This window comes from Terrabacter sp. 05T424, assembly GCF_056396225.1.
Map to the genome: position 1 here is coordinate 38,920 of NZ_JBFTLB010000017.1, position 14,586 is coordinate 53,505.

General features: G+C 71.5%; 14 protein-coding genes. 8 read left to right on the plus strand and 6 right to left on the minus strand.

All coding sequences use genetic code 11. The features are described from left to right. Positions 1-118 precede the first annotated feature (118 nt). Both AC1DE0_RS21915 and AC1DE0_RS21920 read left to right on the plus strand, forming a co-directional pair. Entirely contained in the window at positions 119-1,303 is a 1,185-nt protein-coding gene (locus tag AC1DE0_RS21915) for a type III PLP-dependent enzyme domain-containing protein (protein WP_478105657.1), read from the plus strand. A gap of 4 nt (positions 1,304-1,307) precedes the next feature. Next, positions 1,308-2,639: a D-arabinono-1,4-lactone oxidase gene (locus AC1DE0_RS21920; RefSeq protein ID WP_478105679.1), complete on the plus strand. Its 1,332-nt coding sequence runs from the start codon at positions 1,308-1,310 to the stop codon at positions 2,637-2,639. A 37-nt stretch (positions 2,640-2,676) separates the two neighbouring features. On the opposite strand, the gene AC1DE0_RS21925 is transcribed toward AC1DE0_RS21920, so the two are convergent. Continuing rightward, positions 2,677-2,985, minus strand: coding sequence for a hypothetical protein (locus AC1DE0_RS21925; RefSeq protein WP_478105659.1), 309 nt, complete (start codon positions 2,983-2,985; stop codon positions 2,677-2,679). A 78-nt stretch (positions 2,986-3,063) separates the two neighbouring features. Here AC1DE0_RS21925 and AC1DE0_RS21930 point away from each other — a divergent pair, with 78 nt between their 5' ends. After that, a complete protein-coding gene (locus AC1DE0_RS21930) occupies positions 3,064-3,993 on the plus strand; it encodes a VOC family protein (RefSeq protein WP_478105661.1) in 930 nt (309 codons plus the stop codon). On the opposite strand, the gene AC1DE0_RS21935 is transcribed toward AC1DE0_RS21930, so the two are convergent. The 5 genes from AC1DE0_RS21935 to AC1DE0_RS21955 all read right to left on the minus strand — a co-directional run bounded on the left by AC1DE0_RS21935 (position 3,968) and on the right by AC1DE0_RS21955 (position 11,270). Further along, positions 3,968-5,392, minus strand: a complete 1,425-nt coding sequence (locus AC1DE0_RS21935) for a class II fumarate hydratase (protein ID WP_478105663.1) — start codon at positions 5,390-5,392, stop codon at positions 3,968-3,970. The two genes, AC1DE0_RS21930 and AC1DE0_RS21935, sit on opposite strands and share 26 nt — an antisense overlap. A 263-nt stretch (positions 5,393-5,655) precedes the next feature. Then, the gene (locus AC1DE0_RS21940) at positions 5,656-7,224 is read right to left on the minus strand and encodes an MFS transporter (RefSeq protein WP_478105665.1); all 1,569 of its coding nucleotides are present in this window, start codon (positions 7,222-7,224) and stop codon (positions 5,656-5,658) included. Positions 7,225-7,273: 49 nt separating this feature from the next. Continuing rightward, entirely contained in the window at positions 7,274-8,176 is a 903-nt protein-coding gene (gene rarD, locus AC1DE0_RS21945; protein ID WP_478105681.1) for an EamA family transporter RarD, read from the minus strand. A gap of 110 nt (positions 8,177-8,286) precedes the next feature. Then, positions 8,287-9,363, minus strand: a complete 1,077-nt coding sequence (locus AC1DE0_RS21950) for a 2-oxoacid:ferredoxin oxidoreductase subunit beta (protein WP_478105683.1) — start codon at positions 9,361-9,363, stop codon at positions 8,287-8,289. An 8-nt stretch (positions 9,364-9,371) separates the two neighbouring features. Further along, a complete protein-coding gene (locus tag AC1DE0_RS21955; RefSeq protein ID WP_478105667.1) occupies positions 9,372-11,270 on the minus strand; it encodes a 2-oxoacid:acceptor oxidoreductase subunit alpha in 1,899 nt (632 codons plus the stop codon). Positions 11,271-11,482: 212 nt separating this feature from the next. On the opposite strand from AC1DE0_RS21955, the gene AC1DE0_RS21960 reads away from it, so the two are divergent. The 5 genes from AC1DE0_RS21960 to AC1DE0_RS21980 all read left to right on the plus strand — a co-directional run. After that, complete coding sequence (locus tag AC1DE0_RS21960; protein ID WP_386051183.1) at positions 11,483-11,842, plus strand: NADH-quinone oxidoreductase subunit A; 360 nt, start codon at positions 11,483-11,485, stop codon at positions 11,840-11,842. After that, on the plus strand, positions 11,842-12,498 hold the full coding sequence (locus tag AC1DE0_RS21965) for an NADH-quinone oxidoreductase subunit B (RefSeq protein WP_478105669.1): 657 nt from the start codon (positions 11,842-11,844) through the stop codon (positions 12,496-12,498). The genes AC1DE0_RS21960 and AC1DE0_RS21965 overlap by 1 nt, the downstream gene beginning before the upstream one ends. Beyond that, complete coding sequence (locus AC1DE0_RS21970) at positions 12,495-13,055, plus strand: NADH-quinone oxidoreductase subunit C (RefSeq protein WP_478105671.1); 561 nt, start codon at positions 12,495-12,497, stop codon at positions 13,053-13,055. Before AC1DE0_RS21965 ends, AC1DE0_RS21970 begins: the two co-directional genes overlap by 4 nt. Then, positions 13,052-14,026: an NADH-quinone oxidoreductase subunit NuoH gene (gene nuoH / locus AC1DE0_RS21975; RefSeq protein ID WP_478105673.1), complete on the plus strand. Its 975-nt coding sequence runs from the start codon at positions 13,052-13,054 to the stop codon at positions 14,024-14,026. The genes AC1DE0_RS21970 and nuoH overlap by 4 nt, the downstream gene beginning before the upstream one ends. A gap of 21 nt (positions 14,027-14,047) precedes the next feature. Continuing rightward, positions 14,048-14,586 (plus strand): NuoI/complex I 23 kDa subunit family protein (locus AC1DE0_RS21980; RefSeq protein WP_478105675.1); only part of this gene is annotated, 539 nt, incomplete at its 3' end.

Genomic DNA, 14,586 nt, shown 5'->3' on the forward strand with positions numbered 1-14,586 from the left:
CGGAAAGTGGGCACTCGACGGGACCTGCACGTCGAGTGCTCACTTCCCGACGCATGTGTTCCTGAGATGGGGGAGCGGGCGCGGCTGTTCTGCTGGTGACGCTCGGTAGGGTGCGGGAATGCCCCGTCGCACCCCTCCGACGCGGACGGCAGCCACTCTGTCCGCGGCGACCGCAGACCTGCCCGCTCCGCTCGCCGTCGTCGACGTCGACGCCTTCGACGCCAACGCGACGACCCTCGTCTCGCTGGCGGGCGGAGTGCCGATCCGCATCGCCACCAAGTCCCTGCGCTCCCGGCCACTCATCGAGCGCGCCCTCGGGCACGACGGCTTCGCAGGCCTGATGTGCTACGCCGTGCGCGAGGCCCTGTGGTGGGCCCGCGACGGCCACGACGACCTGCTCGTGGCCTACCCGAGCGTGGACGTGCCGGCGCTCACCGAGCTCGCGTCCGACCCGGCGCTCAAGCGCGCCGTCATCCTGATGATCGACAGCGTCGAGCACGTCGACTTCCTGGCCCGTGAGGTCGCCGGGCACGAGGGCTTGCGCGTGGCTGTCGACGTCGATGCCTCGCTGCGGGTCGGACCGGCCCACATGGGTGTGCGCCGCTCGCCGACCCGCACCCCCGATGAGGTCGAGACCGTCATCCGCAGGGCGCAGGAGCGCGGACTCGTCGTTGCCGGCCTGATGTTCTACGACGCCCAGATCGCCGGGCTGCCGGACTCCTCGTCGGCGGTGCGCCGGATGAAGAAGATCTCGGCGAACGAGCTGCTCTCGCGTCGCGGCGAGGTGGTGGCCGCGGCCAAGGCCCTGACCGACCTCGAGGTCGTCAACGGCGGTGGCACCGGGAGCCTGCACGTCACCCATCTCGACCCCGCCCTCACCGAGCTGGCGGCGGGCTCGGGGCTCTTCGCCCCCACCCTCTTCGACGGTTACGACGACCTCCACCTGCGCCCGGCGGCATACTTCGCCGCGCCGGCGGTGCGCCGTCCGGGAGGGGGAATGGTGGCGGCATACGGCGGCGGCTACATCGCGTCGGGCCAGCCCGGCTGGTCGCGCGTGCCGAGTCCGCTGCCCGAGCACGACCTGTCCCTCGTGCGCCGCGAAGGTGCCGGTGAGGTGCAGACGCCCCTGACCGGACCGGGCGCCGGCCGGCTCTCACTGGGCGATCGGATATGGTTCCGGCACGCCAAGGCAGGGGAGCTGGCCGAGCGGTTCACGGAGTTCGCGCTCGTCAGCAGCGACGGAGGCGACCGGGTCGTCGGACGAGCGGCGACCTACCGTGGTGAAGGGCAGTGTTTTGGCTGAGAGTGTGGGCGTGGTGAAGGACGGCGTCGTCCGCAGCATCGAGTGGACCAACTGGTCGGGCACCGAGACCTCGAGGCTGGCGCGGGTCGCGACGCCGCGCAGCGAGGCCGAGGTCGTCGACGAGGTGTCCCGGGCACGCGCCAAGGGCTTGCGGGTCAAGGCGATCGGGGCCGGGCACTCCTTCACCGGCGTGGGCGTCACCGACGGCGTGCAGCTTCGGCTCGGGGCCCTGACCGGAGTCACCTCGATCGACTCGACCCGCGGTGAGGCCACCGTCCGCGCGGGCACCCCCCTGCACGTCCTCAACGACGAGCTCGCGGCCTTCGGCTACGCCTTGCCCAACCTCGGCGACATCGACCGGCAGAGCCTCGCCGGGGCGACCGGCACCGGCACGCACGGCACAGGACTGCGCCTCACCGGGCTCTCGGCCGGCATCCGCGCGTTGCGGCTCGTCCTCGCCGACGGGTCGGTCGTCGAGTGCTCATCGACGCGCGAGCCGGAGCTCTTCCAAGCGGCACGGCTGGGGCTCGGCGCCCTGGGCATCGTCACCGAGATCACCGTGGCCGTCGTGCCGGCCTTCCTGCTGCACGCTGTCGAGCGGCCCGAGTCGCTCTCCGACGTGCTCGATCACGCGGACGTCTCGGCCGAGGCCAACGACCACTTCGAGTTCTACTGGTTCCCGCACACCGACCGGGCCCTGACCAAGCGCAACAACCGGGTGCCCGAGGGCACGGCCAAGCGCCCGCTGCCGGCCTGGCGCGAGAGGCTCGACGACGACCTGCTCACCAACCGGTTCTTCGAGCTGACCAACCGCGTCGCGACCCGGCTGCCGCGCTCCACGCGCAGCATCAACGCGATCGCGTCACGAGCCCTCAGCGAGCGTCAGTTCACCGATAGCTCGCACAAGGTGTTCGTGACGGCGCGCGAGGTCCGCTTCATGGAGTCGGAGTGGGCCTTCCCCCGCGCCGCCCTCCGCGACGTCCTGCTCGAGCTGCGCGCCTGGGTCGACTCCCACGACGAGCAGATCTCGTTCCCCGTGGAGTGCCGCGTCGCGGCCGCCGACGACGTGTGGCTCTCGACGGCCTACGAGCGCCAGACCTGCTACATCGCGATCCACAAGTACCACCGACAGGGCAGAGGCGCCTACTTCGACGCCTTCGAGGCGATCGCGACCGAGCACGGTGGGCGTCCGCACTGGGGCAAGCTGCACACCCGCGATGCCGGCTACCTGCGCTCGGTCTACCCGCGCTTCGACGACTTCGTGGCCGTGCGCGACCGCGCCGATCCCGACCGGCTCTTCGGAAACCCCTACCTCGAGCGCGTGCTCGGCTCCTGAGTCACGCGCTGACCAGGCGCGGGCTGTGCGCACTGGCTCAGGCGCGGGCTGCGCGCTGGCCCTGCCACGCCCGGTGCAGGGCGTCGCGGACGGCGTCGGGGTCGCCCGAGAGGTCGGCCTGCACCTTGGCGTGCGCCTCCCAGCGAGGTGGCACGCCGAAGGTGCCGGGGTATGCCGTCACGAGGCGCTCGCGCTCGGCCCCGCCGAGTCGGACCAGCAGGGTTCCCGGCGCGTCCGCTCGCGCGACGAGGAGTCCGTCGACGTACCACGCGCGTCGCCCGTCGACACTGCGAGCCCGGCATCCCTCGAGGGTGCCCAGGTAGGCGTCCACGTCGTCCAGCGTCATCGGGCGAGCGTAGCCCGGGCCGGCGTCAGCGGGCCTGCCTATGGTGGACGGATCGCACACCGACGTGAGGAGCAGGCCGTGACGGAGCAGAGGACCTATCCGGAAGGAGTGACCGCCTGGGTCGACACGGAGCAGCCCGACGTCGAGGCGGCGCTGGACTTCTACGGCGGCTTGCTCGGCTGGACCTTCGACCAGGCGACGCCGCCCGGCGCTCCCTTCCGCTACCTCGTCGCGCAGCTGGATGGTCGCGACGTGGGTGCGATCGGCGGGCCGGCCGAGGTCGATGAGAAGGTCGATGAGAAGGGTGATGAGAAGGTCGATGAGAAGGGTGATGAGAAGGGCGATGTGAAGGGCGTCGACGCCGGAACGGGTGACGGGGCAGAGCGGCCCGACGCGTCGTGGAACACCTACGTCGCGGTCGACGACGCCGACGCCTCAGTTCGCCGGGTCGAGCAGGCGGGCGGCAGCGTGGTGCAGCCGCCGACCGTGGCGGGGGAGGGTGGTAGGTCCGTCGTGGCGCGCGATGCCCAGGGCCTGGAGATCCGGCTCTGGGAGGCCAGACGCCGCCTCGGAGCCCAGGTCACCAACACACCAGGCGCGTGGAACTTCAGCGACCTGCACACCGACGACCCGGAGTCGGCTCGGGCGTTCTACGCGGGTGTCTTCGGCTGGGAGTTCTCCGAGTCCGGCTTCGCGACGATGATCCGCGTGCCGGGCTACGGCGACCACCTGGCGTCGACGGTCGACCCCGACATCCACGAGCGGCAGTCGGGGGTCGGCGTGCCGCCAGGGTTCGCCGATGCGATCGGCTGGCTGGTGCCTGTCGTGCCGGGTGACGAGCCGGGGTGGAAGGTCACCTTCACCGTCTCCGACCGCGACGCGACGGTCGCCCGTGCGGTCGAGCTCGGCGCCACCGTCGTGCGCACCGACGACAACGACTGGACGCGCACGGCCGTCGTCCGCGACCCCCAGGGGGCGATCTTCACGGCGAGCCAGTTCCTCGGCTGACGGGGCGGGTCATCGAGAGCACGTCGAGCGCCTCATCCAGCTGCTGCTCGGTGAGCTTGCCGTCCGCGACGTGACCCTGGTCGATGACGACCTCGCGGATCGTGCGGCGCTCCTTGACCGCCTGCTTGACGACCGCGGCCGCCGCCTCGTAGCCGAGGTAGCGGTTGAGGGGGGTGACGATCGACGGCGAGCCCTCCGCGAGCGCACGGGCGTGGTCGACCTCGGCGGTGATGCCGTCGATGCACCGGTCGGCGAGCAGACGTGACGTTGCGGCGAGCAGCCCGATCGACTCGAGCACGTTCTTGGCCATGACCGGCAGCATGACGTTGAGCTCGAAGTTGCCGGCGGCGCCGGCGGTCGTGATGGCGACGTCGTTGCCGATGACCTGCACGCACACCATGAGGGTGGCCTCGGGCACGACCGGGTTGACCTTGCCAGGCATGATGCTCGACCCCGGCTGCAGGTCGGGCAGGTGGATCTCGCCGAGGCCCGTGCGCGGTCCGGAGCTCATCCACCGCAGGTCGTTGCAGATCTTCGTGAGGCTGACGGCGACGACCTTGAGCGCCCCCGACAGCTCGACGACGGCGTCCTGCGCGGACTGGGCCTCGAAGTGGTCGACGGCCTCGCGGAACGGGAGCCCGGTGACACCCGCGACGCGTTCGATGACCTTCCGGGCGAAGCCCGGGGCCGCGTTGAGCCCGGTCCCAGCAGCCGTGCCGCCGAGCGGGAGCTCGCTCGTCGCGTCGGCCGCGGTGCGCACCCTGCTCGCGCCCAGCTCGACCTGCCGCACGTAGCCGCCGAACTCCTGGCCGAGGGTCACCGGCACGGCGTCCATGAGGTGGGTGCGACCGGCCTTGACGACGTCGGCGAACTCGGCGCTCTTGCGGCCCAGTGCCATCGCGAGGTGCTCGAGCGCCGGCACGAGATCCGAGACGGCCGCCGTCGTGGCAGCGATGCGCAGGGCGCTCGGAAAGGTGTCGTTGCTCGACTGGCCGGCGTTGACGTGGTCGTTCGGATGGATGTCGAGACCGCTGGACAGGTGCGCGATGCGAGCGACGACCTCGTTGACGTTCATGTTCGTGGAGGTGCCCGAGCCGGTCTGGAAGACGTCGACCGGGAACTCGTCGTCGTGGTCTCCGTTCGCGACCTCGCCGGCCGCGGCGGCGATAGCGGCAGCACGCTCGCCGTCGAGCACACCGAGGTCGGCGTTGACCTCGGCGGCGGCGGCTTTGAGCTGGGCGAGTGCGTGCACCACCCCGGCCGGGACGGGCTGGCCGCTGATCGGGAAGTTCTCGACGGCCCGCGCCGTCTGGGCGCCCCACAGGGCGTCGACGGGCACCTGCACCTCGCCCATCGAGTCGTGCTCGGTGCGGAAGCCTGTCGCTGCGACGTCGCTCATGCCCCCATCATGCGCGCCCGACGGCCGGTGTTGTCGCTCGGCACCTAGAGCGTGACCGCGGGAGATGGCACGCGACGGGGGCGACCACTACGTCTGTGTTGCGCGGGCCGCAACAGTGACGTACGCGGGGCCTCTAGTCACCTGGCGAGCGGCGCTTCCCGGCGGCTACGTCAGTGTTGCGTGGGGGCCAACAGTGACGCAGTGTCCGTCGGCCAGGTGAGTGCAGCCGCAGACCGCGCCTCCACGCCACCATGTTCGGGTCGTCAAGGCCGGTGGGTCGAGGCGAGGTCGTCGTCGTGCTGGTGGCTCGTGCCCGGGCAGCCTTCCGAGCCGGCGCACGACCAGCCCGACTGCACCGACCGCGTATGCCGTCCGGCGGGCACCGCGACCTGCGCCCCTTCGGCTCCCTCGAGGGCAGGGACGGGCTGGGGCGCCGGCTCGCGCGGCGCGGCCACCGGGTTGCGGATGAGCAGCCACGAGACGATCCCGCCGGCGACGAGCAGCACCGCGCAGAGTAGCATCGCCGCGCGGTAGGCCGACGAGAACGCCTGTGGGTCGGCGTAGTCGGTGCCGCTCAGACCCACGGCGGCGGGCAGGGCCGCCACCGCGAGCAGGCTCCCGGCGCGTGCCACGGCGTTGTTCACGCCACTGGCGACGCCGGCATATCGGTCGGGAGCGGCAGCGAGGACGGTGGCAGTGAGCGGGGCGACGAGCAGCACGAGCCCGAGGCCGAAGACGGTGATGCCCGGCAACACTCCCAGCCAGTAGCTCGACCCGGACCTGACGCCGGCCAGCAGCACCGTGCCGACGCCGCACACGACCGGGCCGAGGGTCATGGGCAGCCTCGGGCCGATGCGAGAGGCGAGCTCGCCGCCCCGCGAGGCGAGGAAGAGCATCAGGATCGTGACGGGCAGCGATGCCATGCCGGCGAGCATCGGCCCGTAGCCGAGCACCGTCTGCAGCTGGAGCGTCAGGAAGAAGAAGACGGCGCCCAGGGCGGCATACACCAGCAGGGTCATCGCGTTCGCGGCGCTGAACTGGCGTGAGGCGAAGAGCGACGGCTGCACCATCGGGTGCGGGCGGCGCTGCTCCACGACGACGAAGGCAGCCCCGATGGCGAGCCCGAGTGCGAGGACGCCGATGGTGGCCCCCACCCCGAGCGCCTCGTGCTGGATGAGGGCGAACGTGGTGACGCCGAGGGCGAGCGTGGCGAGCACGGCGCCCAGCACGTCGAAGTGGTGGTCGGCGCGCTCGTCGCGGGTCTCTGGCACATGCAGCTGGGCGATCCAGACGGTCGCGATGCCGAGTGGGACGTTGACGAGGAAGGCCCACCGCCAGCTGGCGAACTGGACCAGCCACCCACCGACGAACGGTCCGGCGGCAGAGGCGATCCCACCGAGGCCGGACCACGTTCCGATGGCCTTGCCGCGGTCGCCGGGCCGGAACGACGACTGGATCATGGCGAGGCTTCCCGGCGTCAGCAGCGCTCCGCCCACGCCCTGCAGCACGCGCGCGACGACGAGCTGGCCGGGGGACTGGGCGAGCCCGCAGGCCGCCGAGGCGAGGGTGAACCACGCGACGCCGATGACGAAGACCCGGCGCCGGCCGAAGCGGTCGCCGAGCGAGCCGCCCAGCAGAATGAGTGAGGCGAGGGCGAGCAGGTAGCCGTTGGTGATCCACTGCAGGTCGCTCATGCTGGCGCCGAGCTCCTCGCCGATGCGCACGAGCGCGACGTTGACGACGGTGCCATCGAGCAGGGCCATCCCCGACCCGAGCACGGCAGCCGCGATGACGAACCGTCCGGTGCGGGAGCCGAGGGCGAGGTCGCTCACCTCAGCAGTCTGTCACCGCCGGGGCCCCTGTGAGACGGGATGGCTCGCCTCAACGCGGGCAGTCGTCGACCGGCAGGTCGCGACGCGCGGCCCGCGCGCCTCGGAGGCTGATGAGGGAGTCGACGGTGAGGACCGCGAGCGCGAGCCAGACGATGCCGAAGCCGATCCACCGCTCCGGGGGCAGGTGCTCGCCGAGCAGCAGCACCGCGCACAGCAGTTGCATCACGGGCGTGAAGAACTGGATGAGGCCGATCGTGACGAGCGGGATGCGTCGCGCGGCGGCCGCGAAGCACAGCAGCGGCACGGCGGTGACGACGCCGGAGAGCACGAGCAGGGAGGTGTGCACGCCACCGTGCCGGCCGAACTCCAGACCACCCTGCGCCGACACGACGAACAGCAGCACGACGGCGACGGGCGCGAGCACGACCGTCTCGACGGTGAGGCCGTGGACGGCGTCGAGGCTGACGCCGACCTTCTTCTTGGTGAGGCTGTAGAGCGCGAAGGAGCAGGCGAGCGCGAGCGCGACCCACGGCACGCGCCCACCGACGATGCCGAGGAAGGCGGCCGCGGCGAACCCGATGCCGACGGCGACCCACTGCATCCAGCGCAGCCGTTCGCCCAGCACGACCACCCCGAGCGCGACGGTGACGAGCGGGTTGAGGAAGTAGCCGAGTGCGGCCTCGGAGGTGTTGCCCGACGTCACGGCCCCGACGTAGACCACCCAGTTGACGGCGATGAGCACGGCCGCGACCGCCGTGCCGGCAAGCAGCCGCGGCCGTCGCAGGAGCGGCCGCACCCAGTCGAGGTCGCGGCCGACGAGCAGCAGCACGACGCAGAAGAGCAGGGTCCAGAGGATGCGGTGGGCCAGGATCTCCCAGGCACCCGCGGGCTTGAGGGCGTCGAAGTAGAGCGGGAAGAGCCCCCAGATGCCGTATGCCGTGAACCCGAGCAGGGTGCCGCGCCTGACCTCGCCGTGGGGTGGGCTCGAGAACGACCCGAGCGCCCCGGGCGAGCCGGGGGAGCCGGGTGCGGACGAGCTGGTCGAGATCCGGTTGGTGGAGGTCACGAACCCGCCGGAGTGCCGACGGTCCACGTGTCGCGCCCGGCGAGCAGGGCGTCGATGTCGGCGTCGGTGATCGCGTTGGTGCGGGCCGAGGCGATCTGCTCGCGCAGCGCGTCGTCATAGGTCGGGCGCTGCACGTTGCGGAAGATCCCCATCGGCACGTGCCCGAGGTCGGGGCTGTCGAGACGCGAGAGGGCGAAGGCCGCGGAGGGGTCTTGCGCCGACACGTCGTGACGCACGATGCGGGCCGGGTCGGCGTCGGCGCGGGCCACGACCGCGAGCGCACCTCGGTCGTCACGGACCACGACGTTGTCGCCGGCCGCGACCTCCTCGCCGTCGGCGAGGTGCAGGATGCGCGCGGCGGCCTCGGTGCGGTCCTTGAGCACGTCGAAGACACCGTCGTTGAAGATCGGGCAGTTCTGGTAGATCTCGACGAGGGCCGAGCCGCGGTGCTCGGCCGCGGCACGGAGCACTCCGGTGAGGTGCTGGCGGTCGGAGTCCATGGTGCGCGCGACGAAGCTGGCCTCGGCGCCGAGCGCCAGGGACACGGGGTTGAACGGCGTGTCGAGCGAGCCCAGCGGGGTGGACTTCGTGACCTGACCGACGTGCGAGGTGGGGGAGTACTGGCCCTTGGTCAGGCCGTAGATCTCGTTGTTGAAGAGCAGGATCTTGAGGTTGACGTTGCGGCGCAACGCGTGGATCAGGTGGTTGCCACCGATCGACAGGGCGTCGCCGTCACCGGTGACGACCCAGACCGAGAGGTCCTCGCGCGTGGCTGCCAGACCGGTCGCGATGGCCGGCGCGCGCCCGTGGATCGAGTGCATGCCGTAGGTGTCGAGGTAGTACGGGAAGCGCGAGCTGCACCCGATGCCCGAGACGAAGACGATGTTCTCGCGCTTGAGCCCGAGCTCGGGCAGGAAGCCCTGGACGGCGGCGAGGATCGCGTAGTCACCGCACCCCGGGCACCAGCGCACCTCCTGGTCGGACGTGAAGTCCTTCTTCGTCAGGGCGGTGCCGTCGGCGAGGCGCGGCACGCCCGCGGTGCCACGGGTCGGCATACCGAGGTCGACGGGCAGGTCGGTGGTCACTGGGCGGTCTCCTTCAGGTGCGCGTCGCTCAGCGACGCGACGGCGGCCGAGATGACGCCGGCGAGCTCACCCGCCTGGAACGGCAGGCCGCGGACCGACGTGTGCGACTCGACGTCGACGAGGTACTTGGCGCGGAGCAGCAGCGCGAGCTGGCCCAGGTTCATCTCGGGGACGATGACGCGCTCGTAGCGGCGCAGCACCTCGCCGGTGTTGGCGGGGAACGGGTTGAGGTGGCGCAGGTGCGCCTGCGCGACGCGGGCGCCGGTGTTGCGGGCGAGCCGCACCGCGGCGGAGATCGGGCCGAACGTCGAGCCCCAGCCCAGCACGAGCACCTCGACGTCGCCGGTGGGGTCGTCGACCTCGAGAGGCGCGATCGTGTCGGCGATGCCGTCGATCTTCGCCTGGCGCAGTCGCGTCATGTGGTCGTGGTTGTCGGGGTCGTAGGAGATGTTGCCCGTGACGTCGGCCTTCTCGATGCCGCCGACGCGGTGCTCGAGGCCGGGCGTGCCGGGGATCGCCCACGGCCGCGCCAGCGTCTCGGGGTCGCGCAGGTACGGGTGGAAGACGGGCTGGCCCTTGTCGTCGGTCGCGTTGGGCTCGGTCGCGAACTCCACTGCGATGTCGGGAAGCTCGCCCGTGCGCGGCAGCCGCCACGGCTCGGAACCGTTGGCGAGGTAGCCGTCGGACAGGACGATCACGGGGGTGCGGTAGGTGGTCGCGATGCGGACGGCCTCGACGGCGATGTCGAAGCAGTCGGCGGGCGTCGACGGTGCGACGACCGCGACCGGCGACTCGCCGTTGCGACCGAAGAGGGCCTGGAGCAGGTCGGCCTGCTCGGTCTTGGTGGGCAGCCCGGTGGAGGGGCCACCGCGCTGGATGTCGCACACGATGAGCGGCAGCTCGAGCGACACGGCCAGGCCGATCGTCTCGGCCTTGAGCGCGAGCCCCGGGCCCGACGTGGTCGTGACACCGAGGGCGCCGCCGAAGCTCGCACCGAGTGCTGCGCCGACGCCCGCGATCTCGTCCTCGGCCTGCATCGTCGCGACGCCGTAGCGCTTGAGGCCGGCGAGCGTGTGGAGGATGTCGGAGGCGGGCGTGATCGGGTAGCTGCCGAGGAAGAGCGGCAGGTGCGCCCGGTGCGCCGCCGCGACGAGCCCGAGCGACAGCGCGACGTTGCCGGTGACGTTGCGGTAGGTGCCCGGCGCCATCGTGGCCGGGGCGATCTCGTAGGACACGGCGAAGTCCTCGGTGGTCTCGCCGTAGTTGAAGCCGGCCCGCAGCGCCGCGAGGTTGGCCTCGAGGATGACCGGCTTGTCGGCGAACTTCGCCTTGAGGAACGCCTCGGTGCCGTCCATGGGTCGCGTGTAGAGCCACGAGAGGAGGCCGAGGGCGAACATGTTCTTGGCGCGCTCCTTCTCCTTGCGGGTCAGGTCGGTGAACGACGCGAGCGCCTCGACCGCGATCGAGGTCAGCGCCACCGGGTGCACGTGGTAGCTCTCGAGCGAGCCGTCGTCGACCGGGCTCTCGGCGTAGCCCACCTTGGAGAGGTTGCGCCTGGTGAACTCGTCGGTGTTGACGATGATCGTCGCGCCGCGCGGCAGGTCGCGGAGGTTGGCCTTGAGCGCCGCGGGGTTCATCGCGACGAGCACGTCAGGCGCGTCGCCTGGCGTGAGCACGCTGTGGTCGGCGAAGTGCAGCTGGAAGCTCGACACGCCCGGCAGGGTGCCCTGGGGTGCGCGGATCTCGGCCGGGAAGTTCGGCAGCGTCGACAGGTCGTTGCCCAGCAGGGCGGTCTGCGACGTGAAGCGGTCACCGGTCAGCTGCATGCCGTCGCCGGAGTCGCCGGCGAATCGGATGACCACACGATCGAGCTTCTGGACCAGTTTGGTGCTCATGCTCTGAGTCGTCCTCGAACTTCCTACGGATTGCCTGCCCGGAGCCCTTTGCGGCGGGCAATTTCCATGCTAGTTCGTGCCTTGTTCAACTTTGCGCAGTTGTCATCACGTGGACATCACGGAGTCTCGACACCCGGCCGCCTCGTCACGGCCCGTGGGCCGCGCCCCGACCACACGGCATACGGGCACCGAGCATGGATAGGCTGGCAGTCATGTCCGGGTACCTCGCCGTCGCAGCGGTGCTGGGGGCAGGCGTCCTGCTCGTCACGGCCGCGATGGTCGCCCGGCGCCTGCTGGCACCGCGCGCCCCGCACGCGGCCAAGCTGACGACGTACGAGTCGGGCGTCGACCCCGTCGGCGAGGGCTGGGCCCAGACGAAGGTCCGCTACTTCGTCTTCTCCTTCCTCTACGTCGTCTTCGCCGTCGACGCCGTCTACCTCTTCCCCTGGGCGACGGTGATCCGCGACGCCGACCTCGGCCGGGCCAGCCTCGTCGAGATGGCCGTCTTCATCGGCGTCATCGTGCTGGGCCTGGCCCACGCTGCCCGCCGCGGGCTGCTGAGGTGGGTGTGATGGCCAGCGACCCCATTCAGCCCAGTGGCACCGGCCACCCCGTCGACCTCCCGATGCCGACCGTCGGTCCGGCATCGGTGGGCGTGCTCGGCGCTCACGCACCCAAGCCGGTCAAGGTCGTGCTCAACTGGGGCCGGCGCTACTCGCTGTGGGTCTTCAACTTCGGGCTCGCCTGCTGCGCCATCGAGTTCATCGCCGCGTCGATGGGGCGCCACGACTTCATCCGTCTCGGGGTCATCCCGTTCGCGCCCGGCCCGCGGCAGGCCGACCTCATGGTCGTGTCGGGCACCGTCACCGACAAGATGGCGCCGGCCATCCGCCGCCTCTACGACCAGATGCCCGAGCCGAAGTACGTCATCTCCTTCGGGGCCTGCTCCAACTCCGGCGGCCCCTACTGGGACTCCTACTCGGTGACCAAGGGCGTCGACCAGATCGTGCCCGTCGACGTCTACGTGCCCGGCTGCCCGCCACGTCCCGAGGCCCTGCTGCACGGCATCATCCGCCTCCAGGAGCAGATCGCGAGCGAGCGCCTGTCGACGCAGAAGCTCAAGGGCAGGTATGCCGGCACGCGCGTCGGGAGTGCTGGTGACGTCCGTCGGCCGCTCCTGAGCCGGAGCGCCGTGTCCGGGTCCGGCGCCGGGAGCGATGACCGGTGAAGGTCACCGACGTGCGTGACGTCCCGTTCGGGGAGTGGTCGAGCACCGTGCTCGCGCTTCGCGAGGAGGGCTACCGCTACTTCGACTGGCTGACCGCCGTCGACGAGACCGACCGCGGCGGCGGTGTCGGCGGTCACGACTCGGCCGACGAGCGCGACGCGCCCGGCTTCGACGTGGTCTGCCACCTCATCGACACCCGCGAGCGGGGCCGGCTGCCGTCGGTGCTCGTGCGCACCCGTGCCCCCGAGGGCCTGCCGGTGCCGTCGCTGACGCCGATCTTCGGGGGCGCGGCCTGGCACGAGCGCGAGACGCACGAGATGTTCGGCATCGACTTCGACGGCTTCGACGACGGCACCGGTCTGGGGCTGCGACCGCTCCTGCTGCCCGAGGGCTTCGAGGGCACCCCGCTGCGCAAGTCCTTCGTGCTCGCCGCTAGGGCGTCGAAGGCGTGGCCCGGCGCGAAGGAGCCCGGCGAGGGCCACGACTCCGCGCGGGCCCCGGGCCGGCGCCGCGTCCAGGCGCCCGGGGTGCCCGGACCCGAGTGGGGCCCGCGATGAACCTCGTCCTGGCACCGTGGCTCGAGGTCGTGCTGCGCGCCGCGGCCGTGCTCGTGGCCTTCCTCGTGCTGCCGCTCCTCGTGGGCCAGACCGAGCACAAGGTGATGGCCCACATGCAGGGCCGCCTCGGGCCGATGTATGCCGGCGGCTTCCACGGCTGGGCCCAGCTCGTCGCCGACGGGGTGAAGTTCGTCCAGAAGGAGGACATCACCCCGGCCCGTGCCGACCGCCAGGTCTTCCGGCTCGCTCCCTTCGTCGCCCTCATCCCCTACCTCGTGGCGCTCGCGGTCATCCCGCTCTCGCCGAGAGTGGTCGGGGCATCGGTCGACGCGAGCGTCGTGCTCGTGCTGGCCGTGATCGGCGTCGGCATCATCGGCACGCTGATGGCCGGGTGGGCCTCGGCCAACAAGTACTCCCTCCTCGGCGCGATGCGCGCCGCCGCCCAGCTCGTGTCCTACGAGCTGCCGATGGTCCTCGCGGTCGCGTCGGTGGCGCTGGCGGCGGGCACCCTCTCGCTCATCGGCATCGGCAACGCCTGGAACCCGTGGTGGCTGCTGTGGCAGCTGCCCGGCGCCGTCGTCTTCCTCGTCGCTGCCCTCGCCGAGCTGCAGCGGCCGCCGTTCGACATGCCGCTGGCCGATTCCGAGATCGTCTTCGGGGCCTTCACCGAGTACACCGGGCTGCGCTTCGCCTTCTTCCTGCTCGCCGAGTACGCCGGCATCGTCGTCATGTCACTGCTCTTCGCGGTCCTCTTCCTCGGCGGCTGGCACGGCCCGTTCGAGGCGTACGTAGGATGGGTGTGGACCCTGCTCAAGGGCTTCCTGGTCGCTGTCGTCGTCATCTGGCTGCGCGTCTCGTGGCCGCGCATGCGCGAGGACCAGCTGCAGCGCCTCGCCTGGGTCTGGTTGGTGCCGCTGGCGCTCTTCCAGCTCGCCCTCACCGCCGTCGGCGTGGTGGTGGTCTCCCGATGAGCACGAGGACGGTGAACGCACGTGGGTGACGGCATCCTGCCCGGGCTGGTCAAGGGCCTCGCGACGACGGCGAGGTCGCTGACGCGGCACACGCACACGGCCGAGTATCCCGACGTCGCACCGGCCCTGCCGCCGCGCTCGCGCGGGGTCATCGCGCTGACCGAGGAGAACTGCACCTCCTGCATGCTGTGCGCGCGTGAGTGCCCCGACTGGTGCATCTACATCGACTCCCACAAGGAGGAGCTGCCGCCGACGACGCCCGGTGGCCGCGCGCGCCAGCGCAACGTGCTCGACCGCTTCGCCATCGACTTCTCGCTCTGCATGTACTGCGGCATCTGCATCGAGGTGTGCCCGTTCGACGCGCTGCACTGGAGCCCCGAGTTCGAGTACGCCGAGGTCGACATCCGCGACCTGCTCCACGAGAAGGGCCGGCTCGGCGCCTGGATGGCGACCGTGCCCCCGCCGCCGGCCCTCGACCCGGGCAGCGTCGACCCGGGCGAGGTGACGGCTGCGGCCAAGCCACCGCGCGGGGCCGCTGGGGCCGCGCCCGGCGCCGGCGC

What these genes read in the sequence shown, in the direction of transcription:
- AC1DE0_RS21965 (WP_478105669.1), top strand. Translation starts at nt 11,842, where the DNA reads ATGGCCAGCGACCCCATTCAGCCCAGTGGCACCGGCCACCCCGTCGAC.
- AC1DE0_RS21955 (WP_478105667.1), bottom strand. Translation starts at nt 11,270, where the DNA reads ATGAGCACCAAACTGGTCCAGAAGCTCGATCGTGTGGTCATCCGATTC.
- AC1DE0_RS21960 (WP_386051183.1), top strand. Translation starts at nt 11,483, where the DNA reads ATGTCCGGGTACCTCGCCGTCGCAGCGGTGCTGGGGGCAGGCGTCCTG.
- nuoH (WP_478105673.1), top strand. Translation starts at nt 13,052, where the DNA reads ATGAACCTCGTCCTGGCACCGTGGCTCGAGGTCGTGCTGCGCGCCGCG.
- AC1DE0_RS21925 (WP_478105659.1), bottom strand. Translation starts at nt 2,985, where the DNA reads ATGACGCTGGACGACGTGGACGCCTACCTGGGCACCCTCGAGGGATGC.
- AC1DE0_RS21915 (WP_478105657.1), top strand. Translation starts at nt 119, where the DNA reads ATGCCCCGTCGCACCCCTCCGACGCGGACGGCAGCCACTCTGTCCGCG.
- AC1DE0_RS21935 (WP_478105663.1), bottom strand. Translation starts at nt 5,392, where the DNA reads ATGAGCGACGTCGCAGCGACAGGCTTCCGCACCGAGCACGACTCGATG.